Origin of the sequence: Falsiroseomonas sp. HC035 (assembly GCF_050563525.1) — a bacterium.
Taxonomy (GTDB): domain Bacteria; phylum Pseudomonadota; class Alphaproteobacteria; order Acetobacterales; family Acetobacteraceae; genus Falsiroseomonas.
Genome location: NZ_JBNXUN010000005.1, coordinates 156,779 through 181,525, shown reverse-complemented (window position 1 = coordinate 181,525; position 24,747 = coordinate 156,779). Strand labels below are relative to the sequence as shown.

Here is a 24,747-nt window from a genome sequence, read left to right as displayed (position 1 = left end):
GCCCAAAGCGGAGGAGGGGGCTTTTCAGCCCTGGCTGCCTTCGAGCACGCCAGGGTTCATCCGCCCGCGCGGGTCGAGCATGGACTTCACTCGCACCAGCAGCGCCGCCGCCCCGGGGTCCATGCGGGACGCCAGCGGGTAGAAGCGGCCGATCTGCGCATGCACCGCGCCATGCGCATCCATCACGCCGAACAGCACCTCCCGCGCGCGGCGCACAAGGGCGCGCGCCGCCGGGTTGGGCGCGAAGCCGGCGAAGCGGGCGCGGCTGGAATCGGCCAGGTGCTTCAGGTGCAGCGGGTCCAGCGCGTCGCGCCAGTAGAACATCGGCTCGATCGAGACATAGGCTCCGGCCGAGGAGACCATGTGGCCGACGGCGATGCCGTGTTCCGCCATCTCAGCCCCCATCGCGACATGCGCCGCCTCCAGCGCCGCCAGGCAGTCCCGCGCGGTGGCCAGCGGCAGCATGCCGTGCACCGGCACCCAGCGTTCTCCGGCTGGCCCGACCAGGCCGCGGATGGTGTAGGGCCGCGCGCGCAGTGCCCTCGGGATGGTGGCGGACACCTCCTGCCCTCCCGCCGCGGCAGCGATGCGGCGCGCAGCCTCGATGCCGACTTCCGCCACCGCCTCCGTCAGGCCCTCCGCCGTCAGGTGCAGGGTCCACGCCGCCTCGGCGGGGCGGCTGCGTTCGCGGACCGCGGTGCCGCCGCCGGCGATGCCCGCCACATCCCGCATGGCGCGGTAGACGGACCCGGCGCGGGCGGCGACGGCGCCGGCGGTGCGCAGCGCCTCCATCGCCGGCAGGTCGCCCGCACCGCGCACCCGCACGGGGTCCATGGCGAAGGCGCGCGCCACGGGCACGGATTGCGCGATCTCGACCAGGGCCGACATCATGGCCGCGCCATTTCCGAAGCCGAAGGAGCCGTGCGCCGCTTCGGATTCGGGGGCCAGGCGCAGCGCCACCTCCGTCTTCACGCCGAAGGCGCCGCAATCGCCCAGGAACATGCCGGTCAGGTCCGGCCCCATGTGGCGCCAGAAGGGCGGAGCGTGCTGCAGGGTCAGCGCGCCGGTGCGGGCGATGCTGCCATCCGCCAGCGCCACCGCCAGCCCGAGGATGCCGTCCATCGTGCCCGGCAGGTTCTGCGCCGCGACGCCGCCCACGGTGCTGACCGAACCCGAGACCGGGGAGGCCTGCGCCGCGCGCAGCCGGTGCGGCGCCAGCGCCTGCGCCAGCGCCTGCCAGGTGGTGCCGGCGCCGACCACGGCGGTCAGGTTCGCCGCATCGATGCTGATGGAGGTGAGCCTCGTGGTGTCCACCACCACCGCCGGCCCCTTCGGCACCACCCCGGCGGAGTAGGACATGCCGGCGCCGCGCGGCACCACGGCCCGGCCGAATTCCGCCAGCAGGCGCAGCGCAATGCCGGTCTCGGCGGTGCTGCCGGGGCGGATGACGATCTCGGCGGGGACCGCGTCCGGCCATTCGAACAGATCGGAGCCGGCCAGCGCGCAGGCCTCGGGGTCGGTGCTGACATGCGCCGCCCCCAGCCGTTCGGCCAGCGCGGCCGCCAGGCTGCTCACGCTGCGCCGCGTCCGGCGCGGGGGGACATGCGGCCCGTCCCGTCGTGCATAAGATCACCCCACACACCGACCTGGGAAATTTCATGTAATCATACCGAAGCGGAACGGGGTCGGTTCGTGAACGCACGCATAGTCCCGTCAGGCGGTGGGTCAAGATATCTGTTGGACCATCTGGCCGATGTGGCAGGAGGCGGCGCCTCCGCGCCGATCACATCGCCGTCAGTCCAATTTCAAGCGGCCGGCATGGCCCGCATCGCCCGCGCGCCCCACAGCCGCGCCAGCAACACCACCAGCAGCACGGACCCGCCGTGCCAGATCAGGACCATCGCCGCCGCATCCAGGTGATGCACCAGGGACAGCCCGACGGAGGCCAGGGCCGCCGCTGCCAGCCCCGCCAGGGCCGCCACCGGCCCGGGCCGGATGCGCGCCGCGTGCCGTGTCATCCACAGCAGGCCCAGCGTCAGTGGCAGACTGAAGCCGAGGATGAAGCGCATGCACTGGAAGCTGACACCGAGGGCGGGAAATCCCCGCTCGGCGAATTCCGTCAGGCAGCCCCAGCCGAGGCCGGAGATCCAGAACACCGCGAAGGGCAGCGGCAGCAGAGCCCAGCGCTCGCTGCGGTCCGGCAGCGCCAGCCGGAAGGCGGCGAAGGCGGCCGCAACGCCGGTGGCCAGCGCCGCGGCCAGGTTCACCTGCTCATGCATCAGCATCAGGCGCTGTTCCAGGTCGTGCCTGAAGCCAGACAGCAACACACCCGCCGCCACCACCGCCACCGCCAGCGCCAGCCAGCCCAGCGCGGCCCGGCCCGGCGGCGTCACCCGGCGCACAGGTTCGAGGCCGTGCGACAGGCGGCTGATCAGGTCATCGGTCTGCACGGTCATCTCCTTCATCCACGCCGAAGCGGCGGCGAAGCGATTTCATGGCGCGGTGCGTCGCGACCTTCAGCGCGCCGACACTGAGGCCGGACCGTGCCGAGGCCTCGGCCAGCGACAGGTCCTCCAGCTTCGCCAGCCGCAGGGCGGTGCGCTGGCTTTCGGGCAGGTCCGCCACCGCGTCGCGCAGGTTGCGCGCACCGATGCGCTCCTCCGCCACCGGCGCGACGGAGGCCAGGCCCTCCGGCAGGTCGTCGAGGTTCGATTCGCGGCCATTGGTGCGGCCGCGGCGGCGCAGCCGGTCGATGGCGCGGCGCGTCGCGATGGTGGTCATCCAGGGCCCGAAGGGACGCGCCGGGTCGTAGGTGTGGCGCAGCGCGTGGATGGTCATCAGCGCGTCCTGCACCGCGTCCTCCACCTCCGCCACGTCGCGGATGCGGGCGCGGCACAGCTGGCGCAGCCGCGGCGTCACCTCCCGCAGCAGCGTGTCGTAGGCGCGGCCATCACCGCCCTGGGCGGCGGCCAGCAGCCCGCCCCAGCGCAACTCCTGCGTCTGGCGCAGGTCCTGGTCGCCGATGCTCATGGCGCGGACCGGCGGCGCCAGGCCGATCCCGAGGCAGGCGGCGGCGGACATGTCAGGCGGCCGCGAGCCGGGGCCAGTTGGCCTCGGCACGGGCGATGTTGCCGGGAATGTCCCGTTGCCACTGCCTCTGCACCCCGCGGTCGTAGTTCAGGTAGAGCGAGCCGCCGTGGATGTGCCATGCCTCCGGATCGATATCCACCTTGTAGCCGCGCGCCACGCCATAGGCGCAGAAGCCGCCGAAGCGCGGCAGGTGGGCGGTCGGGTCGGCCTCGAAGCGGGCGAGGTTGGCAGCGGAGGCGAAGTGCCAGGCAACGCCCGCATGTTCCGCCAGAAGGGCCGGGTTACCGCGGCGTGGGCGGCCTTCGGCGAACCAGGCCACGGTGTCGTAGCCGTCCAGCGCCACGCCCGCCTTGTGGTTGATGGCGCGCGTGGTGGGCGCCGCGCTGGCGGAGGCCGCCATGACGGCCGGTGCAAGAAATCCTGGTGCCAGGGCGATCAGGGTGCGTCGATGCATGTTCGGTGGCCTTCCCGCGTTGCCGTCGAACCCGCTTCGCCGGCGCGGGGCGCCTGGTTACGCGGATGAAGATGCAGCGGCCCGCGGCCTTGCCGGAGGGGCCGGCGGCGCGCGAGGGTGGCGCATGGATCAAGCCGCGCCCCCCTGGACCACCACGCATTCCGAAACCCTGATCGACGACCGCTGGATGCGGCTGCGCGCCGACAGGCTGCGCACCGCCACCGGGATGGAGATCGCGCCCTGGTATGTGCTCGACTATCCTGACTGGTGCTGCGTCGTGGCGCTGGCCGAGGATGGCCGGATGGTGTTGGTCCGCCAGTGGCGGCACGCGGTGCAGCGCTGGTCGCTGGAACTGCCGGGCGGCGTGATCGACCCGGCCGACGCGGACCCTATCGCCGCCGGACGGCGGGAGACGCTGGAGGAAACCGGCTTCGGTGGCGGCACCTGGCGCAGCATCACCGCCGGCCATCCCAACCCCTCGATCCAGACCAACCGCCTGCATGTGGTGCTCGCTACCGGCCTGTGCCCCATCGCCGCGCCCACGCCCGACCCGACTGAGGCGATCAGCGTGGAGTTGCTGGAGGTGGACCAGGTGATGGCGGGGCTCGCTTCGGGGTTGATCGGGCAATCCATGCATGTCGGCGCCATCTGCCTCGGCCTCGCCGCCGCCGGACGGATCAAGCTGGGAGAGATCGCATGACGGGTTTTTCGATTTCGCCGCTGCAGCCACGCCACCGCGCGGATTGGGAGCGCCTGTATGCCGGTTACGCCGGCTTCTACCGCGTGGACCAGACCGCGGAGATGCGGCAGCGCGTCTGGGGCTGGATCATGGACCCGGCGCATGAGGTGGAGGCGCTGGTGGCTGAGGATGCGGATGGCACCGCTATCGGACTGGCGCATTTCCGGCAATTCGCACGGCCGCTGATGGCCGCGACCGGAGGCTTCCTGGATGACCTGTTCGTCGACCCGGCGCAGCGCGGCCGGCGCGTGGCGGATGCGCTGATCGACGCGGTGGCGGAGGTCGGGCGGCAACGTGGCTGGGGCGTGATCCGCTGGATCACCGCGGATGACAATTATCGCGGTCGCGGCGTCTACGACCGGCTGGCGACGCGGACCATGTGGATCACCTACGACCGCAAGCTCGGGTAGCCCGCCCCCGAATCCTCGCCCAGCGGAAACTTCGCCGGCCTTAACGCCTCCGACACCTGAAACCCGGCAAAACCTGCCCAGCCGGCAGGTGCCGGCGGAAGGGTCGCAGGATGCGGGTCGGTCTCGGGCGGGGCGTTGAATGGGCGGGCTGATCGCCCAGTTGCGCGGCTTCGGGGCGCTGCGGCTGGCAGCGCTGGCCGGGGTCGGTCTTGCCGTGCTCGGCCTGGTCGCAATGCTGGCACTGCGGGCCTCCGAACCGCCGATGGCGCTGCTGTATGGCGACCTCGACCCGCGTGACGCCGGGCAGATGGTGGCAGCGCTGGAACGCGCCCGCATCCCGCATCGCCTGGCGGCCGGAGGCGCCCAGTTGATGGTGCCGGAATCGGAGGTACCGCGCATCCGGCTGATGCTGGCGCGCGATGGCCTGCCCTCTGGCGGGTCCGTCGGCTACGAGATCTTCGACCGCGGCGAAAGCCTGACCACCACGCCGTTCCAGCAGGACGTGAATCGCCTGCGCGCGCTGGAGGGCGAGTTGTCCCGCACCATCCGCGGCCTGGCCGGCGTGCGCACCGCCCGCGTGCACCTGGTGCTGCCGCGCCGCGAGCCGTTCTCGCGCGAGCGGGGTGAGGCGCAGGCGAGCGTCGTGCTCGGCATGCAGGGCGCGCAGCGGCTGGACCGGGAGGGCGTGCAGGCCGTGCTGCACCTGGTGGCCGCCGCGGTGCCGGGGCTGCGGCCGCAGGGTATCTCCATCGTCGACAGCCGCGGCGAATTGCTGGCGCGCGGCGGCCAGGCGCTCGCCGGCCCCGCCGCCGCCCAGACCGGGGAGGAGTTGCGTCGCAATGCGGAACTGCGCCTGGCCCGCGCGGTGGAGGAATTGTTGGAACGCACGCTCGGCCCGGGCCGGGTGCGGGCGGAGGCCTCGGTCGAGATGGATTTCGACCGCGTGCAGACCACCGAGGAAATCTTCGACCCTGAGAACCAGGTGCCGCGCAGCACGCAATCCGCCACTGAAAGCAACCGCACGCGTGAGTCCGGCGGCGTTTCCGTCGCCAACCAGCTTCCCGGCGCGGACGCCAATGCCAACGGCCCGCGCAGCGAGCAGTCGCGGCAGGAGGAAACCACCAACTTCGAGATCGGCCGCACCACGCGCAACATCCTGCGCGAACAGCCGGCCCTGAAGCGCGTCTCCCTCGCCGTGCTGGTCGATGGCGTGTGGGAGCCGCAGCCGGATGGCGCGCCGGCCCGCTTCCGCGAGCGCAACGCGGACGAGATCGCGCGCATCCTGTCGCTCGCCCGCTCCGCCATCGGCTTCAACGAACAGCGCGGCGACAAGGTGGAGGTCGTCAGCCTGCGCTTCGCCGAGCCGCCGTTGGCGGAGATGACGTCGGAGGGCTTCAGCATCCTCGGCCAGGCGCTGCCGCCGGCCGTGATGGGACGCGTCGTCGAATCGGCCATTCTGGCGCTGGTGGCTCTCGCCGCCATCCTGCTGGTCGGCAGGCCGGTGGCGAACCGGCTGGTGCTGGCGATGACGCCGGCCCCGGTGATGGTGGGCGTCGGCGGCACGCAGGTGAGCTTCGCCACGGAAGCCGAGGCCGCGCTGGCGCAGGCCGGGGGGCGGGCCGGTGCCGCCGGCGAAGCCCTGACAGGTCCCGATGGCACGCCGCTGCTGGCGGCGGATGGCACGGAGGGCGAGGACCAGATGGTCCGGCTGTCGCGTGTCGAGGGCCAGATGCGCGCCTCCTCCCTCGCGGCGCTGGCGGAGCTTGTGGACAACAACCCCGATGCCGCGGTCACGGTGATTCGCCGCTGGCTGGCGCCGAAGGACCTGGAATGAGCGGCACCCTTGACCTCAACGGCCCACAGAAGGCGGCGACGCTGATGCTGGCGCTGGGCGACGAGCACGCGGCCAAGATCTTCACGCGCCTGCACGAGGATGAGATCCGCGACCTGTCGCTGGCCATGGCCGCGCTCGGCTCGATCTCCGCCCATAACGTGGAGCTGGTGGTGCAGGAATTCGCCAGCCAGCTTGGCCAGGCGGGGCATCTGGTCGGCTCCTACGAAAGCACCGAACGCCTGCTGCTGAAGACGCTGCCGAAGGAGCGCGTCGCGCAGATCATGGAGGAGATCCGCGGCCCGGCCGGCCGCACCATGTGGGACAAGCTGGGCAACGTGAATGAATCCGTGCTCGCGAACTACCTGAAGAACGAATACCCGCAGACCGTGTCCGTGGTGCTGTCCAAGGTCCGGCCGGACCATGCAGCGCGCGTGCTGGCGCTGCTGCCGGAAGGCTTCGCCATGGAAGTGGTGATGCGGATGCTGCGCATGGAGACCGTGCAGAAGGAGGCGTTGGAAGGCGTCGAGCGCACGCTGCGCATGGAGTTCATGTCCAACCTCGCGCGGGGCTCGCGCCGCGATGCGCATGAGGTGATGGCGGAAATCTTCAACAACCTGGATCGCGCCGCCGAAGGCCGCATCCTGACGGCGCTGGAGGAACGGTCCCGCGACAGCGCGGAGAAGATCCGCGCGCTGATGTTCACCTTCGACGACCTGCAGCGGTTGGACCAGGCCGGCGTGCAGGCGCTGCTGCGCGCGGTGCCGAAGGACAAGCTGACGCTGGCGCTGAAGGGCGCCTCGGAAACGCTGCGCGACATCTTCTTCCGCAGCCTGTCGGATCGGGCCTCGAAGCTGTTGAAGGACGACCTCGCGGGCATGGGGCCGGTGAAGCTGCGCGACGTGGACGACGCGCAGGCGCAGATCGTCGGCATCGCCAAGGATCTGGCGGCGCAGGGCCAGATCCAGATCGCCGATGGCCGCGACGACGAGATGCTGGCGTGAGGCACACGCTGCGCCTGCCCGACCTCGGCGCGCCACCGCCACCGCCACCACCACCGCCACCAGACCCGGAGGTGCTGCTGGCGGAGGCGCGTGCCGCGGGTGTGGTGGAGGGCCGCGCCATCGGCCATGCCGCCGGCCTTGCGGAAGGCCGGGCGGAGCAAAAGCGGGCGCAGGAAGCGGCGATGCAGCGGGCGCTGGAGCGCATCGCGGTGCTGCTGGCGGAGGCCGAGGTGGCTGGCCGTCGCACGGCGGAGGAGGCGGCGCAGGCGCTGGCGGCGCTGCTGATGGAAACCCTGGACCTGGCCTTGCCCGGCGTGGCCGCGCGGCTGGGGCCGGAGATCGTGGCGCATGTCGTCGTGCCGCTGATCCCGGCCATCGCCGACCGGCCGGAGGCGGTGCTGCATGTGGCGCCTGGGCTGGTCGAGGCGATCGCGGCGCGCCTGCCGCAGGGCGCGCCGCCGGTGGTGGCGGATGAAGCGGTGCCGCCCGGCGATGGGCGCATCGCGTGGCGGGACGGCGCCATCGTCATCGACCTCGCGCACCGCCGCGCCGCCATCGCGGAGACGCTGCGGAGGGTGGGCATCTGGCCGGACAATCAGGAGAGCGAAGCATGACGGCGCAGGATGGGTTCGAGGCGGTGCCGGCGCAGGATGCGCAGCAGGCCACCGGCAATCCCGGCGGGCCGCGCGACCTGGACGCGGTCTACGACATTCCGGTGCAGGTCAGTGCCGTGCTCGGCCGCGCCACCATGCAGGTTTCGCAGTTGCTGAAGCTCGGGCGCGGTGCGGTGGTCGAGTTGGATCGCAAGCTGGGCGAGGCGGTCGACATCTATGTCAACAACCGGCTCGTGGCGCGCGGCGAGGTGGTGATGGTGGATGACAACCGGCTGGGCGTGACGATGACGGAAATCGTCAAGTCGGACCGTGGTGGCTGAGGGGAACGGTTGATGGCGCGCCTCCTCATCATCGGCTCGCTGGAAGGCGAGCTGGGTGCCGCCGCCCGCGTCGCCATCGCGCGGGGCGCGAAGCTGGGCCATGCGGAGGGCGTGGCGGCCGGGCTGGTGCGGCTGCGCGCGGAAGGCGCCGACCTGGTGCTGGTGGACCTGCGGCACGACGTGGTGTGGCTGGTGCAGGCACTGGCGGCCGAGCGCATCGCCTGCCCCGTGGTCGCCTGTGGCCGTGCCGAGGATGCCGATGCCGCCGTGCGCGCCATCGAGGGTGGGGCGCGCGATTTTCTTCCACTGCCGCCGGATGCGGATTTGATCATCGCCATGTTGGAGGCCGCCGGCGCGGCGCCGCAGGCCGAAGGCCCGGTGGCGCGCGATCCGGCGATGCTGGCGATGCTGGCGCGTGCGGCGCAACTCGCCCGCGCCGAAGCCTCGGTCCTGCTGACGGGCGAGAGCGGCACGGGCAAGGAGGTGATGGCGCGCCACCTGCACGCCTCCTCCCGCCGCGGTCGTGGCCCCTTCGTCGCACTGAACTGCGCGGCGCTACCGGAATCGCTGCTGGAATCGGAATTGTTCGGCCACGAGAAGGGCGCCTTCAGCGGCGCCGTCGCGGCGCGCAAGGGCAAGTTCGAACAGGCCGAGGGCGGCACGCTGCTGCTGGACGAGATCGGCGAGATGGACCCACGCCTGCAGGCCAAGATTCTCCGGGTCATCCAGGAGCGGGAGGTGGATCGTCTCGGTGGCTCGGCGCCGCTGAAGGTGGATGTGCGATTGCTGGCCGCGACGCATCGCGACCTGCGCGCCGAAGTCGCGGCGGGACGGTTCCGGGAGGATTTGTATTTCCGCCTCAACGTGGTCGCCCTGCACATCCCGGCGCTGCGCGAAAGGCCGGCCGACATCCTGCCGCTGGCCGAGCATTTCTGCACCCGCTACGCGCAGGTGAACGGCCTGCCCATCCGGCCGCTGGCGCCGGCGGCACGGCACCGGCTGCTGGCGCATGCCTGGCCGGGCAATGTCCGCGAACTGGAAAACGCCATCCACCGCGCCGTGCTGCTGGCAGAGGGCCCGGAGATCGGGCCGGAGGCGATCGAGCTTTCGCGCCCCGCCCTCGCCAGCGCGACGCCGGCATCGACCGAGCCGGCTGCGCAGCCGTTGCGCCGCGTGACCGGACTGGTCGGCCGGAAGGTGGAGGAGGTGGAGCGGGAGTTGATCCTGGAGACGCTGTCGCATTGTCTCGGCAACCGTACGCGGGCGGCGGAGATCCTCGGCATCTCCATCCGCACGCTGCGCAACAAGCTCGGCGAATACCGCACCGCCGGCCTCGCGGTGACGCCCGCGCCCGGCCAGGCCGTGCCTATGCACATCGCCGTCTGAACGATGCAGGGCCTCGTCATCCCTGGCTGGCTGGTCCGCGCGCGGCCGACCGGCGACGTGGCACTCGGCCTCGGCGTCGTGCTGCTGGTGGCCGTGCTTGTGGTGCCGCTGCCGAACTGGCTGATGGATGCGGGGCTTGCGCTGTCCATCACCGCCTCCGTCCTTGTGCTGATGGTGTCGCTGTTCATGCGGCGGCCGCTGGACTTCACCAGCTTCCCCACCGTTCTGCTGCTGACCACGCTGCTGCGCCTGGCGCTGAATGTCGCGACGACACGGGCCATCCTGACGCATGGGCATGAGGGGCCGACCGCGGCGGGGCATGTGATCTCCGCCTTCGGCGGCTTCCTGATGGGCGGCGATGTGCTGGTCGGCCTCATCGTCTTCGCCATCCTGCTGCTGGTGAACTTCGTGGTCGTCTCGAAGGGCTCCGGCCGCATCGCGGAGGTCGCCGCGCGGTTCAGCCTGGACGCGATGCCGGGCAAGCAGATGGCGATCGATGCCGACCTGTCCGCCGGGCTGCTGTCCGAAGACCAGGCGCGCCTGCGCCGGCGCGAGCTGGAGGAGGAAAGCGGCTTCTACGGCGCCATGGACGGCGCCGCGAAATTCGTCCGCGGCGATGCCATCGCCGGCCTGGTCACCACGCTGATCAACCTGCTCGCCGGCATCGCCATCGGCACCATCCGCCAGGGCCTGCCGTTCGGAGAGGCTGTGACCACCTATTCGATGCTGACGGTGGGCGATGGGCTGGTCGGGCAGATCCCGGCGCTGCTGGTCTCGCTTGCCGCCGGCATCGTGGTGACCAAGGGCGGCGTGGAGGGCCGCGCCGACCAGGCGCTGGTGACGCAGTTGGGCGGGCCGAAGCCGCTGGCGCTGGCCGGCGGCGCCGCGGTGGTGATGGGGCTTCTGCCGGGCATGCCGCTGATCCCGTTCCTGGCGCTGGCCGGCCTCGCCGCTTGGGGCGCGCGGATGCAGCACGACACCGCGCAGGTGCAGCGCGCCATCGCGGAGGCGCCGCCGCCACCGCCTGGCGAGCCGCCGGCCAGCGACGCGCTGCGGATGGACCTGCTGCGGCTGGAACTCGGCTACGGCCTGCTGAGCCTGGCGGCCGGCGACGCGCCGATCCTGTCCGAACAGATCAAGACGCTGCGGCGGACCACGGCGCAGGACCTCGGCTTCCTGCTGCCCAGCGTCCGCATCCAGGACAACCTGCAACTGCCGCCGGACACCTATGTGATCCGGGTGAAGGAGATCGAGGCCGGGCGCGGCGTGCTGAAGCCGCCGCTGCATCTGGCGATCGACCCGTCCGGCAATCCGCCCGCCCTGCCCGGCGAACGCGTGCAGGAGCCCACCTTCGGCCTGCCCGCCGCCTGGATCGAGGAGTTCCGGCGCGAGGAAGCGCTGGCGCTCGGCTGCACCGTGGTCGATGCCGCCGGCGTGCTGGCGACGCACCTGACCGAGGTGACACGGGAAAACATGCCGGAGCTGCTGTCCTTCGCGGAGACCCAGAAGCTGCTCGACGAATTGCCGCCGGAGCACAAGCGCCTGGTCTCCGACCTGGTGCCGGCGCTGGCCAGCATCGGCACCGTGCAGCGGCTGTTGCAGGCGCTGCTGGCGGAACGGATCTCGATCCGCGACCTGCCGACGATCCTGGAAGGCATGCAGGAAGCCGCCGCCGGCGGCGCGCGCTCCCTCGGCCCGATCCTGGCCACCGTGCGGATGCGCCTGGCACGACAGATCAGCGACGCGGCGCGCGGGCCGCAGGGCTACGTGCCGATCATCGCGCTATCCAACGAGTGGGAGCAGGCCTTCGCCGAATCCCTGCTCGGGCCGGGCGAGGAGAAGCAACTGGCGATGGCGCCCTCCAAGCTGTCCGCCTTCATGGCGGCGCTGCGGGGCGCCTTCGACGCCGCGAGCGGCAGCGGCGAGCCCGCCGTGCTGGTCTGCTCCGGCAGCATCCGCGCCCATGTCCGCGCGGTGGTGGAGCGCTTCCGGCCGGCGACCAGCGTGCTGGCGCATACCGAGATCCACGCCCGCGCCCGCATCCGCACCATCGGCACGGTTCAATGAAGCTCCGCGTCATCCGCGCCGCGCGCATGTCGGATGCCATGGCGCAGCTTCGCGCGGAACTCGGCGAGGACGCCGTGTTGCTCTCCACCCGCCGCGTGCCCGGCGGTGTCGAGGTGACGGCGGCGCAGGACCAGGATGACGAGCCGCTGATGATCGCACCGGATGCCGCGCGGCCCGGCCGCGCCATCCCGCCCGACCTCGCCCGTCACAACGTGCCGCCGGCCCTGGCGCAGCGCCTGGCGGAGGGCCGGCTGGCAGCGGCGCTGGGGACGGTGCTGGGCTTCGCGGCCCTGCCGCTCGGGGATCGGCCGCTACTGCTGGCCGGGCCGCCGGGCGCGGGCAAGACGCTGACGGTGGCCAAGCTGGCGACGCGGCTGGTGCTGGGTGGTGCGAAGCCGCTGCTGGTCAGCGCCGATGGCCGGCGGGCCGGCGCCGCCGAACAGCTGGCCGCCTTCGCCCGCGTGCTGGACCTGCCGCTGGCCATCGCCAGTGGGCCGGCGGCGCTCGGCAAGGCGTTGGCGCGACGGGGGACGGGGCAGCCGGCCCTTGTGGACCTGCCGGGCTGCGACCCTTTCAACCCCACCGGCGCCCGCCTACTGGCCGGGCTGATCGAGGCGGCGCGCGGCACGCCGGTGCTGGTGCTGCCCGCGGGCCTCGACCCGGACGAGGCCGCCGAGACCGCCAGCGCCTTCCGCCTGCTCGGCTGCCGCCACCTGCTGCCGACGCGGCTGGACGCGGCGCGGCGGCTGGGCGGCGTGCTGGCGGCGGCGGCAACCGGGCTGGCGCTGACCGAGGCCGGCACCGGCTGCGATGCCTCCGGCGGGCTGGAGCCGCTGACCGCCGAGGGGCTGGCCCGCCGCCTGGCCGCCCCGGCCCATGCGGTGCCGCGGCCCGAACCGGCGCCCGCGCCGCCGCCCGCGCCGGCCTACCGCACCCCGGTTTTCCCGCCCGCCCCGAAGGACCGCCCGAGATGACCGCGGCAACAGGAACCGGGCGGGTCATCGCCATCGCCTCCGGCAAGGGCGGCGTCGGCAAGACCTGGCTGGCGATCACGCTGGCACAGGCACTCGGCCAGCAGGGCCGGCGGGTGGTGCTTCTGGATGCCGATCTCGGCCTGGCGAACGCCGATGTGCAGCTTGGGCTGAACCCGGCGCGGGACATTGCCCATGTCCTGGCCGGTGGCGCGACGGAAGATGCGGCGCTGGCGCTGCCGGCGGGCTTCCACCTGCTGCCGGGACGCTCCGGCTCCGGCGCGCTGGCCGGGCTGGCCGGCGCGGCGCTGGACCAGGCGGTGGCGCTGCCGCGGCGGCTTGGAGCCTCCTGGCAGGATGTGGTGGTGGATCTCGGCGCCGGCGTCGGCGCGGCGCAGCGTCGCCTGGCCGCTGGTGCCGACATCGTGCTGGTGGTCGCGACGGAGGAACCCACCAGCCTGACGGATGCCTATGCCGTGCTGAAGCTGCATGCGGGCGATGCGCCTGCCGGCGATGCGCGGCTGGTGGTGAACCTCGCCACCACTGCCGCCGCCGGCCAGCGCACCCATGCGACGCTCGAAGCCGCGACACGGCGCTTCCTGCGGCGCGGCCTGCCGCTGGCCGGGATCGTCCGGCGCGATGCGAAGGTGCCTGACGCGATACGGCACCAGACGCCGCTGCTGACTCGCCACCCCGCCTGCACAGCCGCGCAGGATGTGCGCGCCCTGGTGCGCGGCCTGAATCAGCCGGCGGCCAGCACCAGCAGCACGCCGGCGACCGGCACACCCTTCTCCTCCCGCAGCGCGGCGTCCTGACGCGCCAGCGGCGCCAGGCCTGCGGCCTGCGCCAGCGCCAGCACATGCGCGGGGTCGTGGCGGTAGCGCAGGCCGGGGCCGAGCGCGTAGGGCGCACCCTCCCCCGCCTCCAGGCTGAACGCCGCGGCGCCGCCCGGGGCCAGCGCGCGGGCGATGCCGGACAGGGCCGGGGCGAGGTCGCCCAGGTAGTTCAGCACATCCACCGCCGCAACCAGCCCGAACCCGCCGCGCTGGCGAGCCAGGAAATCCTCCAGGTCGGCCTCGTGCAGCGCGTCGTACACACCCCGCGCGCGCGCCTCCGCCAGCATGCGCGGCGACAGGTCCAGCCCCTCCAGCCGCTTCGCGAAGGGCCGCAGCGCGAGGCCCGACAGGCCGGTGCCGCAGCCGAGGTCCAGCACGCGGCGGCTGCCATCCGCGGCGATGCCCGCCGCCTGCAGCAGCCCGGCCAGCAGCGCGGGCGTGCGGTAGCCGAGGCGGCCTTCCAGGTCCGCGTCGAAGCGCGGCGCGTACTGGTCGAACAGGTCGCGCACGTAATCGGCCGGCGCCCGGTCCGGCACCGCCTCCGCGCCCAGCGCCGCCAGCAGGAAATGGGCCTGGGCGGCGAGGGCCGGCGGGGCCAGCGCAACGGCACGGCTGGCGGCCTCCGCCGCCTGCGCCACGTCGCCGGCCTCGCGCAGCGCATGCGCCAGCGCCAGCCATGCTTCGGCCGACTGTGGCACCAGCGCCACCGCCTGGCGCAGCGGCGCCAGCGCGGCCGGCGCCTGGCCCTGCGCGCACAACGCCTGGCCGAGGTTGCGCAGGCTGGTCGCATCCGCGGGCCGGCGCGCCAGGGCGGCGCGCAGGGCAGCGATGGCGGCATCGAGTTGCCCGGCCTCGGCCAGGGTGGCGCCGCGGCTGGCCAGGAACACCGGGCTGTCCGGCTGCGTGGCGAGGGCCTGGGCGGACAGCGCCAGTGCCATCGGCAGGTCGCCGCGCTGGCGGGCCAGGACCGAGAGCAGGTTCAGCGCATTGCCATCGCCCGGGCGCAGCTTCAGGACGCGGCGGTACAGCCGTTCCGCCAGCGCCCATTCGCCGCGGGCGTGGCGGCTGGCGGCATCCGCCAGCAGGTCGTCAGCCGATGCTTGCGCCAAGCCCGGCCCTTCCGCGATGCTGACGGTGCATGACATTCCCCTCCGACTCGCCCCAGGCGACGAAGCCCGGCCGCGACCTGCGGGTGGATTTCTTCCGCGGCGTGGCGCTGTGGTTCATCTTCATCACCCATACGCCCGGCAATCTGCTGGTCTATGGCACGCTCCGCAACGTCGCCTTCAGCGATGCTACGGAAACCTTCGTGCTGCTGGCCGGCTATGCCGCCGGCATCGCCTATGGGCGGATGCTGGAGCGTGAGGGCTGGGCCTCGACGGCGGCGCGCATCGTCGGCCGGATCGGCACGCTGTATGTCGCGCACATCTTCCTGTTCGTCGTCTTCGCCGCACAGGTCGGCTATTCCGCCGCTGCTCTGAACCAGGCCGCCTATTTGGACGAGATGCACCTCGACCCGCTCTCGGCCGAGCCCTACCGGGCACTGCTGGAGGCGCTGCTGCTGCGATACCAGCCGGCTTTCCTGGATATCCTGCCTCTGTACATCGTCGTGCTCGGCCTGTTCGCGCTGGCGCTGCCGCTGATCGACCGGCCGCTTTGGCTGCTTGGCCTGTCCTTCGCGATGTACGCGACGACGCGGCTGACCGGGCTCGAACTGCCGTCCTGGACCGGCGGCGGCTGGTTCTTCAATCCGTTCGCCTGGCAGTTGATCTTCGCCATCGGCGTGGTGCTGGGCCGGGCCGACCCGGTGGGCCTGGCGCGGCGCTTTCCCTGGCGCCGCGGCCTGGCGATGCTGGCCGTGGCGTTGCTGGCGGCGGCGGCGGTTTCGTTGAACTGGGTCTGGCACGGGCCGGCACGCGGGCTGCACCCGCCGGAATGGCTGGCGTCCGCCATCGGCAGCGTGGACAAGACGGCGCTGCACCCGGTGCGGCTGGGGTCGATGATGCTGATGGTCTGGCTTGCCGCGCATCTGGTCGCGCCGGCGGCGCGCTGGCTCGGCAACCCGATCGCCGCCGGCTTCGTGCTGATGGGCCAGCAGGGGCTGCCGGTATTCTGTTCCGGCATCTTCCTGTCCTTCATCGGCCGCGTGGTGCTGGAACAGGCGGACGGGTTGCTGCCGCAGGTCACAGTCAATGCGGCCGGGCTGGCCGCGCTGCTGGCCGTGGCGGCGGTCTCGGCCTGGTATGGCGGCGAGCGAAGGCGGACGCCGAAGTCCTTGCCCGCCGCGCCGGCGCCGGCTAGCCCATGACCGCCATGAGCCCCCTGCCCGCCCTGCTCGCCGCCCTGCTGGCCCTGGTGCTGATCCCGGCGGGACCGGCCCGGGCTTCGGAGCCTGCCTGCGGCGCGCCCGCCGAGGCACTGGAGGCCTCCGCCCCGCTGCCCGGGGTCTTCGCGGCTCTGGCGAACACCGAGTTGCGGATCCTGGTGGTTGGCAGCGCCTCGACGCAGAGCGGCGGCACCTCCAGCCCCGCGGCGACGTGGCCCGAGCGGCTGAAGGCCCACCTGGGCGCCGCGATCCGCCCAGTGTCGGTTAAGGTGGAGGTGTTCGGCGGCCGCGGCACCACGGCCGCGGACCATGCCGCAATCCTCGCGGCCAAGGCCGCGGAGGTGCGGCCACATCTGGTGATCTGGCAACTCGGCACGGTGGAGGCGGCGCGGGGCCTGCCTTCCGAGGTTATGGCGGAGACGGTGCAGCAGGCGGTCGCGCGGCTCGGCGCCACGCGGGGCGAGCGCACCGACGTTCTGCTGATGGACCAGCAGTTTTCCCGATTCCTGCGCGGAAACGCGGATGTCGACCTGTACCGGGATGCCCTGCGCGTCGCCGCGGCGGCAAGCGGCGCGCAGCTGTTCAGCCGCTGGGCCATCATGCGCCACTGGGTCGAGGCCGACATCCTGGACCTGGAGCGCGCGCCGCGGCGGCAGCGGGTGGAGGTGGCCGACCGGTTGCATGACTGCCTGGCGCAGGCCCTGGCAGCCTACATCCTGGATGGCGCCAACCGCGGCCGGCGTTGAACGTCCAGCCATCTTGTCAGCCGCGGCCCGCGCTTGCTCGGGACCGTTTCAATTTTGATCTGGCTGCCGGTGATGCAGGAAGGTCACAGTGTTTCGTGTCGTTTCACGTCAAGGAACCTGGACGCCTCTGCTGCGCTTCGCTTGCATGGAGACACAGTTTCAACCGCAGGCTGCGCCGCGGACGCCCGCTGACCCCTCGGATCGACCAGGCCCTCGGCCGCTGGATCGCCGGCCCGAGCGTCCGCCGACCGCCTTCGACCGTTGGCTGCAGGCCGAGCTGTCGCAGGCCTATGAAGACGCGCTGCGCGAGCCGGTGCCCGATGAACTGCTGAAGCTGATCAACGACCCGATCCAGGGCCGCGGCTGATACCTCTCCCTCTCAACCGCCGGTCGCGGCCTCCGGCCGCTTAATTACGCGGCACTAGCCGCAGCGCCCGTTCGGGCGCCCGGCCGGCGGTGCCGGCCGCAAGTCATCTCCTGATACCGCTGATTTGACCCTTCCGGGTCAGAACAGCCCCTCGATCCGGCCTTCCGCATCCAAACCGATGGTTTCCGCCGCGGGGCGCCGCGGCAGGCCGGGCATGGTCATGATTTCCCCGCAAACCGCCACCACGAAGCCAGCCCCCGCGGAGAGCCGTACGTCGCGCACCGGCAGCACGTGGTCCACCGGCGCGCCCAGTGCAGTGGGGTCGGCGCTGAAGGAATACTGGGTCTTCGCGACGCACACCGGCAGGTGGCCGAACCCCTCCGCCTCCCACCGCGCCAGGCGCTGCATCGCCGGCGCCGGAATCGCCACGTCCTTCGCGCGGTAGATTTCCTTCGCGATGGTGCGCAGCTTGTCGGCCAGCGGCATGGCATCCGGGTAGATCGGCTGGAAGCGCGCGGCACCGGCCTCGATTCGCGCCTGCACCGCGCGGGCGAGTTCCGCCGCCCCCGCGGCGCCGTCGGACCAATGGGTGCAGAGGATGGCCTGCGTGTCCAGCCGCGCCATGGCGGACTGGATCGCTTTGATCTCCGCCGGCGTGTCGGTGTCGAAGCGGTTCAGCGCCACCACCACGGGCAGGCCGAACTTGTGGATGTTCTCGACGTGGCGGGCGAGGTTCGCGATGCCACGCTCCACCGCCGCCACATCCTCCCGCCCCAGATCGGACTTCGCCACGCCGCCATGCATCTTCAGCGCGCGAACGGTGGCGACGATGACGCAGGCGGCTGGGTTCAGTCCGGCGAGGCGGCACTTGATGTCGAGGAATTTTTCCGCCCCCAGGTCGGCGCCAAAGCCCGCTTCCGTCACCACCACATCGGCCAGCCCCAGGCCGAGCCGCGTCGCCACCACGCTGTTGCAGCCATGCGCGATGTTGGCGAAGGGTCCGCCATGCACCAGAGCGGGCGAACCGGCGATGGACTGCACCAGGTTCGGCGCCAGCGCATCCCGCAGCAGCGCCGCCATGGCGCCATCCGCCTTGATGTCGTGCGCCGTGACGGCGGTGCCGTCCCGCCGGCGGCCGACGATCATCCGCCCCAGCCGGTCCTGCAGATCCGCCAGGTCGCGCGACAGGCAGAACACCGCCATGACCTCGGAGGCCACGGTGATGTCGAAGCCATCCTCCCGCACCACACCCTGGCTGGCGCCGCCCATGCCGACGACGCAGTCGCGCAGGTTGCGGTCGTTCATGTCCATGGCGCGGCGCCAGGACACCCGCCGCGGGTCCAGGTTCAGCTCGTTGCCCCAGTACAGGTGGTTGTCCACCATGGCCGAGAGCAGGTTGTTGGCGCTGGTGATGGCGTGGAAGTCGCCGGTGAAGTGGAGGTTGATGTCCTCCATCGGCAGCACCTGGGCATAGCCCCCGCCGGTCGCCCCGCCCTTCACCCCGAAACAAGGACCGAGGGAGGGCTCACGTAGCGCGATCATCGTCTTCGTCCCCAGCGCGTTCAGCGCATCGCCGAGGCCGATGGTGGTGGTGGTCTTGCCTTCGCCGGCCGGGGTCGGGCTGATGCCGGTGACCAGGACCAGCGCGCCGGCAGGCCGCGCCGAGGCTTCCGCCACGAAGCCGTTGCCGATTTTGGCCTTGTACTTGCCGTAGGGCTCCAGCGCGCTGTCCGGGATGCCGGCACGCTCAGCGATCTCCGCGATCGGACGCAGGCTCGCCGCGCGGGCAATGTCGAGATCGGTGGCCATGTTGTCTCGAATTCCCCGCGTGATGATTTCCGGCTTATCCGGACCTTCCGGAGCCGGCAACCCGCCTCTCAGTTGATGCCGATGCCGGCATCGCGGGCCACCTGCTGCCAGCGGGCGGCGTCGGCGGCGAACCAGTCCGGCAGCTCGGCCGGCGGCACTGTCAGCGGATCGACGAAGGCGCGCCGAAGCTTCTCCGCCAGCGCCGGGGTCTGGATGCGGGCCACCGCCTCGGCGAGCCGGGCGCGCGGCGCGGCAGGCGTGGCGGTGGGGGCGAAGACGCCGAACCAGACGCTGAGCGCGTAGCCGGCCAGCCCCGCCTCCTGCATCGTCGGCACATCCGGCAGCGCCGAGGACCGCCGGGCTGTCGTGACGCCCAGCGCGCGGAAGGCGCCGGACTGCACATGCGCGGTGGAGGTGGCAGTGGTGTCGAAGCCGAAGTCGACTTCCTTCGAGAGCATCGCCGTGACCAGCGGCGCGGAGCCGCGATAGGGCACATGCGTCGCCTCGATCCCCTGGCTCTTCAGCAGCAGCACCGCCGAGAGGTGGGAGGAGCTGCCATTGCCGACCGACCCGTAGGTCAGCGTGCGCCGCTTCGCCTCCGCCACCAGCTCGGCGACGTTGGTCGCCTGGATGCGGGAGGGGATGGCGGAGAGCACGTTCGCCGCTTCCCCCAGCATGCCGAGCGGTACGAAGTCGCGCACCCCGTCGACGCCGGAATTCGCGTAGAGGATCGGGTTCACGCCGAACATCGCGACGGTGCCGAGCAGCAGCGTGGTGCCGTCCGCCGGGGCGGCCAGCGCCGCCTGCATGCCGACATTGCCGCCGGCACCCGCGCGGTTCTCCACCACCACCGGCTGGCCGAGTTCCTGGCTCAGCGCATCGGCCGAGATGCGGCCGACGATGTCGGTGACGCCGCCGGGCGGATAGGTGACGAACATCCGCAATGGCCGGTTCGGCGTCCAGGCCGGCTGGGCCAGCACCGTGGGCGCGGCAAGGATTGTCGCCAGGCCCGCAAGGGCGCCGCGCCGTGTCGTCATTGGATGTGTTTCCCCCGTTCAGCCGGAACAGTCTGGAGCAGCTAGTGGTCCACCACCAGCAATTCCTGGAAGCCCTCGGTCAGTCGTTCCCCGCCCGCATCCCGGACCACCACCACATCCTCGGTCCGGGCGGAAAAGCCTGTGTCCTGCAGGATGCTGGGCTCGATGGTGAACATCATGCCCTCCCGCAGCACCGTCGTGTCGCCGCGGGTCAGGAATGGCGGCTCGTGCACGTCCCAGCCGATGCCGTGGCCGAGGCGGTGGCGGAAGCCGGCGCCCAATCCCGCATCCAGGATCACCTGGCGCGCCAGCGCATCGACGCTTTCGCAGGTCGCGCCCACTTTCAGCGCGGCGATGCCGGTGCGCTGCGCCTGGATCACCAGCGCGTGGACGCGGACCTGCTCGGCGGAGGGTTCGCCGAAGGACACCGTGCGGCCGTAGTCGTAGCAGAGGCCCATGTGGGAGGCGCCGAAATCGAACAGCACGGAGACCGGCGGCTCGATCCGCCGCTTCCAGCTTTCCATCCGGCGCCCGAGCATCAACGGGTTGTTCGGCCCAGTGTTGTAGAGCGTGGTGGTGAAGGTCGGGCCGAGGCTGTCCTGGCGCTTCATCTGCCAGTCGAGTTCGGCGATGGCGTCGAGTTCCGTCATGCCGAAGCGCAGCTTCGGCAGCAGCGCGGCGAAGGCGGCCTCCGTGCGCCGCCCGGCCTCGCGCATCAGCGCGATTTCCTCCGGCGACTTGATCAGGCGCTGTTCGCGCAGGATGGCCGTGGCCGAGACGAAGACGGCATCCGGCAGCAGCGCCTGGAGGTGGATCAGGCTGTCGGCATGGGCACGCTCGCTGATGGCGATGCGCGGCCTCGCCGGCAGGCGGAGGCCGGCCAGCAGGTCGGAGACCAGCTTCGCCGGATCGTCCCAGTCGCCGAGCACGCGCAGTTCCACGCCGTCCGGTGCGCCACGCCCGCCGAACTCCGCCGTCATGCGCGGCAGTGCCAGGACCGGCGCATGGCCGGGCGCCACCCAGGCGCCCTCCAGCCAGTCGCCGGGATGCATGGTGACGCCATACTTCGGAATGTCCCGCGCCAGGCCCGCCAGGTAGTGCAGGTCGGTCGTGCCGAGCGGGATGAAGGCGAGGTCGGCTCGTCCCTCCAGCGTCTGCTGGAAGGTCGCGATGCGGTTGGTCATCAATCCACCGTGGCGCCGGAGGCAAGGACGAGCGGCCGCCAGGTCTCGACCTCGTTCGCGACGAAGGCCTGGGCGGCGTCGCCGAAGCGGGTGCCCGGGTCGATCGCAAGCTGCTGGTAACGGGCGATGATGGAGGGCAGTTCCAGCACCTCCTTCAGCACGGCGGCGAAGCGGTCCTGGATCGGGCGCGGCGTCGCGGCGGGCATCGCCATGCCGGCCCAGCCTTCCGCGACCAGCCCGGGGAAGCCATGCTCGACGAAGGTCGGCATGTCGGGGAACAGCGGCTGGCGCGTCGGGCCGGTGATACCGATGCCGCGGATCTGTCCGCCCCGCATCAGCGCCACCGAACTCGCGATGCCATCGAGCGTCACCGGCACCACGCCCGCCACCACGTCATTCACCGCCTGAGCGCCGCCGCGATAGGGGATGTGCTGCAACTCGATGTTGGCAGCCTGGGCGAAGCGCAGCATGAACAGATGCGGCAGCGAGCCGACGCCGCTGGTCGCATAGGCGAGGCCCGGCCGGGCGCGCGCGGCGGCGGCCAGGTCGCCGGGGTTGCGGTACGGCGTGGCGTTGTTCGCCATCAGCGCGTAGTAGCCGGACTGGATCATGCCGACATGCGCGAAGCTGCGCACCGGGTCCCACGTGATGCGGCCGCGGTACAGCGTGCTGCCCACCGAGAACGCGCTGATCGCCGAAAGCAGCACGGTGTAGCCATCCGGCGGCGCATCGGCGACCACGCCGGTGCCGAGCGTGGCGCCGGCGCCTGGCCGGTTCTCGATGACGAAGGGCTGGCCCAGCCGCGGCGACATCTGGTCCGTCAGCAGCCGCGCCAGCACATCGGTGGATCCGCCAGGCCCGAACGGCACCACCAGCCGGATCGGCCGGTTGGGCCAGGGCGCCTGCGCCAGCGCGGGCGCCGCGAGCAGGGTGGCACCGGCGCCCATCAGCAGGCGGCGGGTGACCGAGGGGGCATTCATCTGCATGGCAGGGTTCCGGCTGAGCGATACGGAACTGTAATCCTGTGCGCGCGCCGCCGGCAATCAGTCCTGTCAGCGCAGCAGCGCGAAGCCCAGCGCCATCAGCAGCACCAGCAGCCCGGTCAGCAGGGCGAGGAGAAGCGCGATCCGGCGACGCATCGGTGCCTCCCTTCAGGCCAGCTCGAAGATTTCAGTCTGGATGTGCGAAGCCGGCACGCCCATGCCGCGCAGCGCCGCCTCCGCGGCCGCGGTCATCGGTGTCGGGCCGCACAGGAAGCAGTGGAGGCGCGGGCGCGGGTCCGGCGGCAGGTGGCGTTCCAGCACGTCCTGCGTGACGAAGCCCGTCTCGCCCTGCCAGCCCTCCGGCGGCTCCTCCAGGATGTGGACCAGGCGCAGGTCGAGCCGGCTCGCCAGCGCCTCCAGCTCCTCCCGGTAGGCAACGTCCGCCCAGTCCTTGTTGCCGTAGAACAGCCAGATGGGCCGAAGGTCGCCGCGCGCGACCAGGCTGCGCAGCATGCTCAGCATCGGCGTGATGCCGACGCCGCCGACGACGCCGACGATGCCCTCCGCATCCGGCTGGCGGTCGATGGAGAAGACCCCGTAGGGCGCATCGATCCAGGCCGGGTCGCCGGGACGCACCTCGCCGATCCGCCCGGTGAAGTCGCCCAGTTCCTTGATGCCGAACTCCAGCCGCGGCAGTTCCTCCGGCGCCGAGGCGATAGTGAAAGGATGCTCGCGCAGCCCGAAGGGCGAGTTGCGCAGCGTCAGCCAGGCGAACTGGCCGGGCAGGAAGGGCCGCAGGCCCGGGTGCCCGTCCGGTTCGATGGCGATGGTCCAGACATTGTTGCGGCCGGGCCGTACTTCCACCACGCGCCAGGGCTCGCGCCTCTGGTTCAGCGGCTTCACCAGCCGGGTCCAGACCAGCAGCAGCAGCCAGGACAGCGTCGCCAGCAGCCACAACGCGCGGTTCAGCGGCGAGGCGGTGAAGTAGCCGATGCCCAGGATATGCGCGACCGCGGCGGCGAAGCCGAGCGTCGCCAGCACGACATGGGTGTAGCGCCACAGCCCGTATTCCAGCCGTAGTCGCCGGCGCCATTCGGAGGTGACGACGGCGAGCCCGAACAGCACCAGCGCCGCGCGCCCCGCCGTCAGCTCCCACGGCGCCTCCAGCGGATTGATCGTGTGCCCGAGGCGTTCCTCGTACCACAGCCACAATATGCCGAAATGCGTGGCGACGAGAGCCAGCGCGATCCAGGCCAGATAGCGGTGGAACAGGTAGATGATGTCGACGCCGAAGGGCGAGGTCATCGGCCGGATGCGCGCCGTCAGCGCGAACTGCACGCCCATCATCGCCATGCCGGCGAAGCCCAGCGCCATGGAGAAGTTCCACCAGAAGTCCCGCCCCGGCGGTATCTCGCCCAGGAACAGCAGGGCCTGCGGCGTTAGCACGAGCAGCAGGTACAGCGCGATCCAGGCCGCCTGGCGCAGCGTCATGCCCTGCCCCGCCCCGTGTTGGGATCGTGCAGCGGGCCGACGCGGCCTTCCTGGCGTTCCTTCGCGATGGAGGCCTCGGGTCCGTGCGGATGGCCGCCGAAGCCGTGCCGCATGGCGATGATGGCGCGCGCATCGTCCCGGTCGCGCGGTGCCTGGCGGGAAGCCAGCAACTGCATCACCGACTGTGCGATGACTGGCACCGGCACCTCCATCCGGATCGCATCCATCACCAGCCAGTTCACCTCCCCCGTATCCTCGACGAAGCCGCTCTCGGCACGTTTCAGGCCCGGATCGCCGCCATGCGCCTGGGCCAGCAGATCCACCAGCCAGGACCGGATGACGGAACCATGCCGCCAGCATTCCAGCGTCGCCTGGATGTCCAGCGGTGCATCGTGGTGGCGCAGCAGCGCATAACCCTCCGCGATCGCCTGCAGCATGCCGAACTCGATGCCGTTGTGGACCAGCTTGACGTAGTGCCCGGTGCCCGGCCCGCCGGCATGCACGAAGCCGCCCGGCACGGCGAGCGCCCGGCACGTCGCCTCCAGCCGCGCCACCGCCGCGGCCTCTCCGCCCGCCATGAAGCAGGCGCCGTCGCGCGCGCCGGACAGGCCGCCGCTGGTGCCGAGGTCGACGAAGCCGAGGCCGCGTCCGGCCATGCGGGCGTGCCGGCGGATGGAATCGCCCCAGTAGGAGTTGCCGCCATCGGCGATGACGTCGCCCGGCTCCAGCGCCGCCGCGACCGCCTCCAGCACCGTGTCCACCACCGGCCCGGCCGGCACCCACAGGAAGACCAGGCGCGGCGGCGCGAGCGCGGCGCGGAAGCCGGCCAGGTCGCGCAGCGCGACAAGGCCCGCCTCGACCAGGTCCGGCGGCGGATCGCCGCGGGTCTGACCCGCCACCCGGAAGCCCTTTGCCAGCGCCTGCCGCGCGATGTTGCCGCCCATCTGGCCGAGGCCGACGATGCCGAAGGCACGGCTGGCCTCGTCACGCTGGTCCTGTTGCCCGCCCATGCGGCGTCCTCCTCACGAAATGGCGCACCTGCCTCTCCGAACGCGGCGTGGCTGCAACCGTTCGGCGGGCAG

24 protein-coding genes are annotated in these 24,747 nt (G+C 72.0%); 13 read left to right on the top strand and 11 right to left on the bottom strand.

Annotated features, from left to right (window positions below; translation table 11 throughout):
- Positions 1-24: 24 nt before the first annotated feature.
- From ACLF3G_RS13300 to ACLF3G_RS13285, 4 genes are all read right to left on the bottom strand, one after another.
- A complete protein-coding gene (locus ACLF3G_RS13300) occupies positions 25-1,575 on the bottom strand; it encodes an FAD-binding oxidoreductase (protein ID WP_430669864.1) in 1,551 nt (516 codons plus the stop codon).
- Between the two features lie 230 nt (positions 1,576-1,805).
- Complete coding sequence (locus ACLF3G_RS13295) at positions 1,806-2,450, bottom strand: NrsF family protein (RefSeq protein ID WP_430669863.1); 645 nt, start codon at positions 2,448-2,450, stop codon at positions 1,806-1,808.
- Positions 2,437-3,081 (bottom strand): RNA polymerase sigma factor, encoded by a 645-nt coding sequence (locus ACLF3G_RS13290; RefSeq protein ID WP_430669862.1) that lies wholly within the window; start codon positions 3,079-3,081, stop codon positions 2,437-2,439. The genes ACLF3G_RS13295 and ACLF3G_RS13290 overlap by 14 nt, the downstream gene beginning before the upstream one ends.
- 1 nt (position 3,082) lies before the next feature.
- Positions 3,083-3,544: a YHS domain-containing (seleno)protein gene (locus tag ACLF3G_RS13285; protein WP_430669861.1), complete on the bottom strand. Its 462-nt coding sequence runs from the start codon at positions 3,542-3,544 to the stop codon at positions 3,083-3,085.
- 124 nt (positions 3,545-3,668) lie between these two features.
- Here ACLF3G_RS13285 and ACLF3G_RS13280 point away from each other — a divergent pair, with 124 nt between their 5' ends.
- The 10 genes from ACLF3G_RS13280 to ACLF3G_RS13235 all read left to right on the top strand — a co-directional run bounded on the left by ACLF3G_RS13280 (position 3,669) and on the right by ACLF3G_RS13235 (position 13,701).
- Positions 3,669-4,244 (top strand): NUDIX hydrolase, encoded by a 576-nt coding sequence (locus tag ACLF3G_RS13280; protein ID WP_430669860.1) that lies wholly within the window; start codon positions 3,669-3,671, stop codon positions 4,242-4,244.
- Positions 4,241-4,693 (top strand): GNAT family N-acetyltransferase, encoded by a 453-nt coding sequence (locus ACLF3G_RS13275; RefSeq protein WP_430669859.1) that lies wholly within the window; start codon positions 4,241-4,243, stop codon positions 4,691-4,693. Before ACLF3G_RS13280 ends, ACLF3G_RS13275 begins: the two co-directional genes overlap by 4 nt.
- Positions 4,694-4,832: 139 nt before the next feature.
- Positions 4,833-6,527 carry a flagellar basal-body MS-ring/collar protein FliF gene (gene fliF / locus ACLF3G_RS13270; protein ID WP_430669858.1) on the top strand — a complete coding sequence of 565 codons (1,695 nt, stop codon included), beginning with the start codon at positions 4,833-4,835 and terminating at the stop codon, positions 6,525-6,527.
- On the top strand, positions 6,524-7,528 hold the full coding sequence (fliG, locus tag ACLF3G_RS13265) for a flagellar motor switch protein FliG (RefSeq protein ID WP_430669857.1): 1,005 nt from the start codon (positions 6,524-6,526) through the stop codon (positions 7,526-7,528). Before fliF ends, fliG begins: the two co-directional genes overlap by 4 nt.
- Positions 7,525-8,142, top strand: coding sequence for a hypothetical protein (locus ACLF3G_RS13260; protein WP_430669856.1), 618 nt, complete (start codon positions 7,525-7,527; stop codon positions 8,140-8,142). Before fliG ends, ACLF3G_RS13260 begins: the two co-directional genes overlap by 4 nt.
- Positions 8,139-8,462: a flagellar motor switch protein FliN gene (fliN, locus tag ACLF3G_RS13255; RefSeq protein ID WP_430669855.1), complete on the top strand. Its 324-nt coding sequence runs from the start codon at positions 8,139-8,141 to the stop codon at positions 8,460-8,462. The genes ACLF3G_RS13260 and fliN overlap by 4 nt, the downstream gene beginning before the upstream one ends.
- 12 nt (positions 8,463-8,474) lie before the next feature.
- Complete coding sequence (locus ACLF3G_RS13250; RefSeq protein WP_430669854.1) at positions 8,475-9,848, top strand: sigma 54-interacting transcriptional regulator; 1,374 nt, start codon at positions 8,475-8,477, stop codon at positions 9,846-9,848.
- Between the two features lie 3 nt (positions 9,849-9,851).
- Positions 9,852-11,915: a flagellar biosynthesis protein FlhA gene (flhA, locus tag ACLF3G_RS13245; RefSeq protein WP_430669853.1), complete on the top strand. Its 2,064-nt coding sequence runs from the start codon at positions 9,852-9,854 to the stop codon at positions 11,913-11,915.
- On the top strand, positions 11,912-12,889 hold the full coding sequence (locus ACLF3G_RS13240; protein ID WP_430669852.1) for a GTP-binding protein: 978 nt from the start codon (positions 11,912-11,914) through the stop codon (positions 12,887-12,889). The genes flhA and ACLF3G_RS13240 overlap by 4 nt, the downstream gene beginning before the upstream one ends.
- On the top strand, positions 12,886-13,701 hold the full coding sequence (locus ACLF3G_RS13235) for a cellulose synthase operon protein YhjQ/BcsQ (RefSeq protein ID WP_430669851.1): 816 nt from the start codon (positions 12,886-12,888) through the stop codon (positions 13,699-13,701). The genes ACLF3G_RS13240 and ACLF3G_RS13235 overlap by 4 nt, the downstream gene beginning before the upstream one ends.
- Here the strand turns inward: ACLF3G_RS13235 and ACLF3G_RS13230 are convergent.
- Positions 13,629-14,831 carry a tetratricopeptide repeat protein gene (locus ACLF3G_RS13230; RefSeq protein ID WP_430669850.1) on the bottom strand — a complete coding sequence of 401 codons (1,203 nt, stop codon included), beginning with the start codon at positions 14,829-14,831 and terminating at the stop codon, positions 13,629-13,631. The genes ACLF3G_RS13235 and ACLF3G_RS13230 overlap by 73 nt on opposite strands.
- Positions 14,832-14,860: 29 nt before the next feature.
- On the opposite strand from ACLF3G_RS13230, the gene ACLF3G_RS13225 reads away from it, so the two are divergent.
- From ACLF3G_RS13225 to ACLF3G_RS13215, 3 genes are all read left to right on the top strand, one after another.
- Positions 14,861-16,030: an OpgC family protein gene (locus ACLF3G_RS13225; RefSeq protein WP_430669849.1), complete on the top strand. Its 1,170-nt coding sequence runs from the start codon at positions 14,861-14,863 to the stop codon at positions 16,028-16,030.
- Positions 16,031-16,035: 5 nt separating this feature from the next.
- Positions 16,036-16,794, top strand: coding sequence for an SGNH/GDSL hydrolase family protein (locus ACLF3G_RS13220; protein ID WP_430669848.1), 759 nt, complete (start codon positions 16,036-16,038; stop codon positions 16,792-16,794).
- A gap of 145 nt (positions 16,795-16,939) precedes the next feature.
- Positions 16,940-17,161, top strand: a complete 222-nt coding sequence (locus ACLF3G_RS13215) for a NepR family anti-sigma factor (RefSeq protein ID WP_430669847.1) — start codon at positions 16,940-16,942, stop codon at positions 17,159-17,161.
- Between the two features lie 138 nt (positions 17,162-17,299).
- Here ACLF3G_RS13215 and ACLF3G_RS13210 read toward each other — a convergent pair whose 3' ends face one another.
- The 6 genes from ACLF3G_RS13210 to ACLF3G_RS13185 all read right to left on the bottom strand — a co-directional run bounded on the left by ACLF3G_RS13210 (position 17,300) and on the right by ACLF3G_RS13185 (position 24,675).
- On the bottom strand, positions 17,300-18,970 hold the full coding sequence (locus tag ACLF3G_RS13210; protein WP_430669846.1) for a formate--tetrahydrofolate ligase: 1,671 nt from the start codon (positions 18,968-18,970) through the stop codon (positions 17,300-17,302).
- A 68-nt stretch (positions 18,971-19,038) separates the two neighbouring features.
- Entirely contained in the window at positions 19,039-20,007 is a 969-nt protein-coding gene (locus ACLF3G_RS13205) for a Bug family tripartite tricarboxylate transporter substrate binding protein (RefSeq protein WP_430669845.1), read from the bottom strand.
- A gap of 41 nt (positions 20,008-20,048) precedes the next feature.
- The gene (locus ACLF3G_RS13200) at positions 20,049-21,191 is read right to left on the bottom strand and encodes a M24 family metallopeptidase (RefSeq protein ID WP_430669844.1); all 1,143 of its coding nucleotides are present in this window, start codon (positions 21,189-21,191) and stop codon (positions 20,049-20,051) included.
- Positions 21,191-22,177: a Bug family tripartite tricarboxylate transporter substrate binding protein gene (locus ACLF3G_RS13195; RefSeq protein WP_430669843.1), complete on the bottom strand. Its 987-nt coding sequence runs from the start codon at positions 22,175-22,177 to the stop codon at positions 21,191-21,193. The genes ACLF3G_RS13200 and ACLF3G_RS13195 overlap by 1 nt, the downstream gene beginning before the upstream one ends.
- 165 nt (positions 22,178-22,342) lie before the next feature.
- Entirely contained in the window at positions 22,343-23,665 is a 1,323-nt protein-coding gene (locus ACLF3G_RS13190) for a ferredoxin reductase family protein (protein ID WP_430669842.1), read from the bottom strand.
- A complete protein-coding gene (locus tag ACLF3G_RS13185) occupies positions 23,662-24,675 on the bottom strand; it encodes an NADP-dependent phosphogluconate dehydrogenase (protein ID WP_430669841.1) in 1,014 nt (337 codons plus the stop codon). Before ACLF3G_RS13185 ends, ACLF3G_RS13190 begins: the two co-directional genes overlap by 4 nt.
- Between the last annotated feature and the right edge of the window lie 72 nt (positions 24,676-24,747).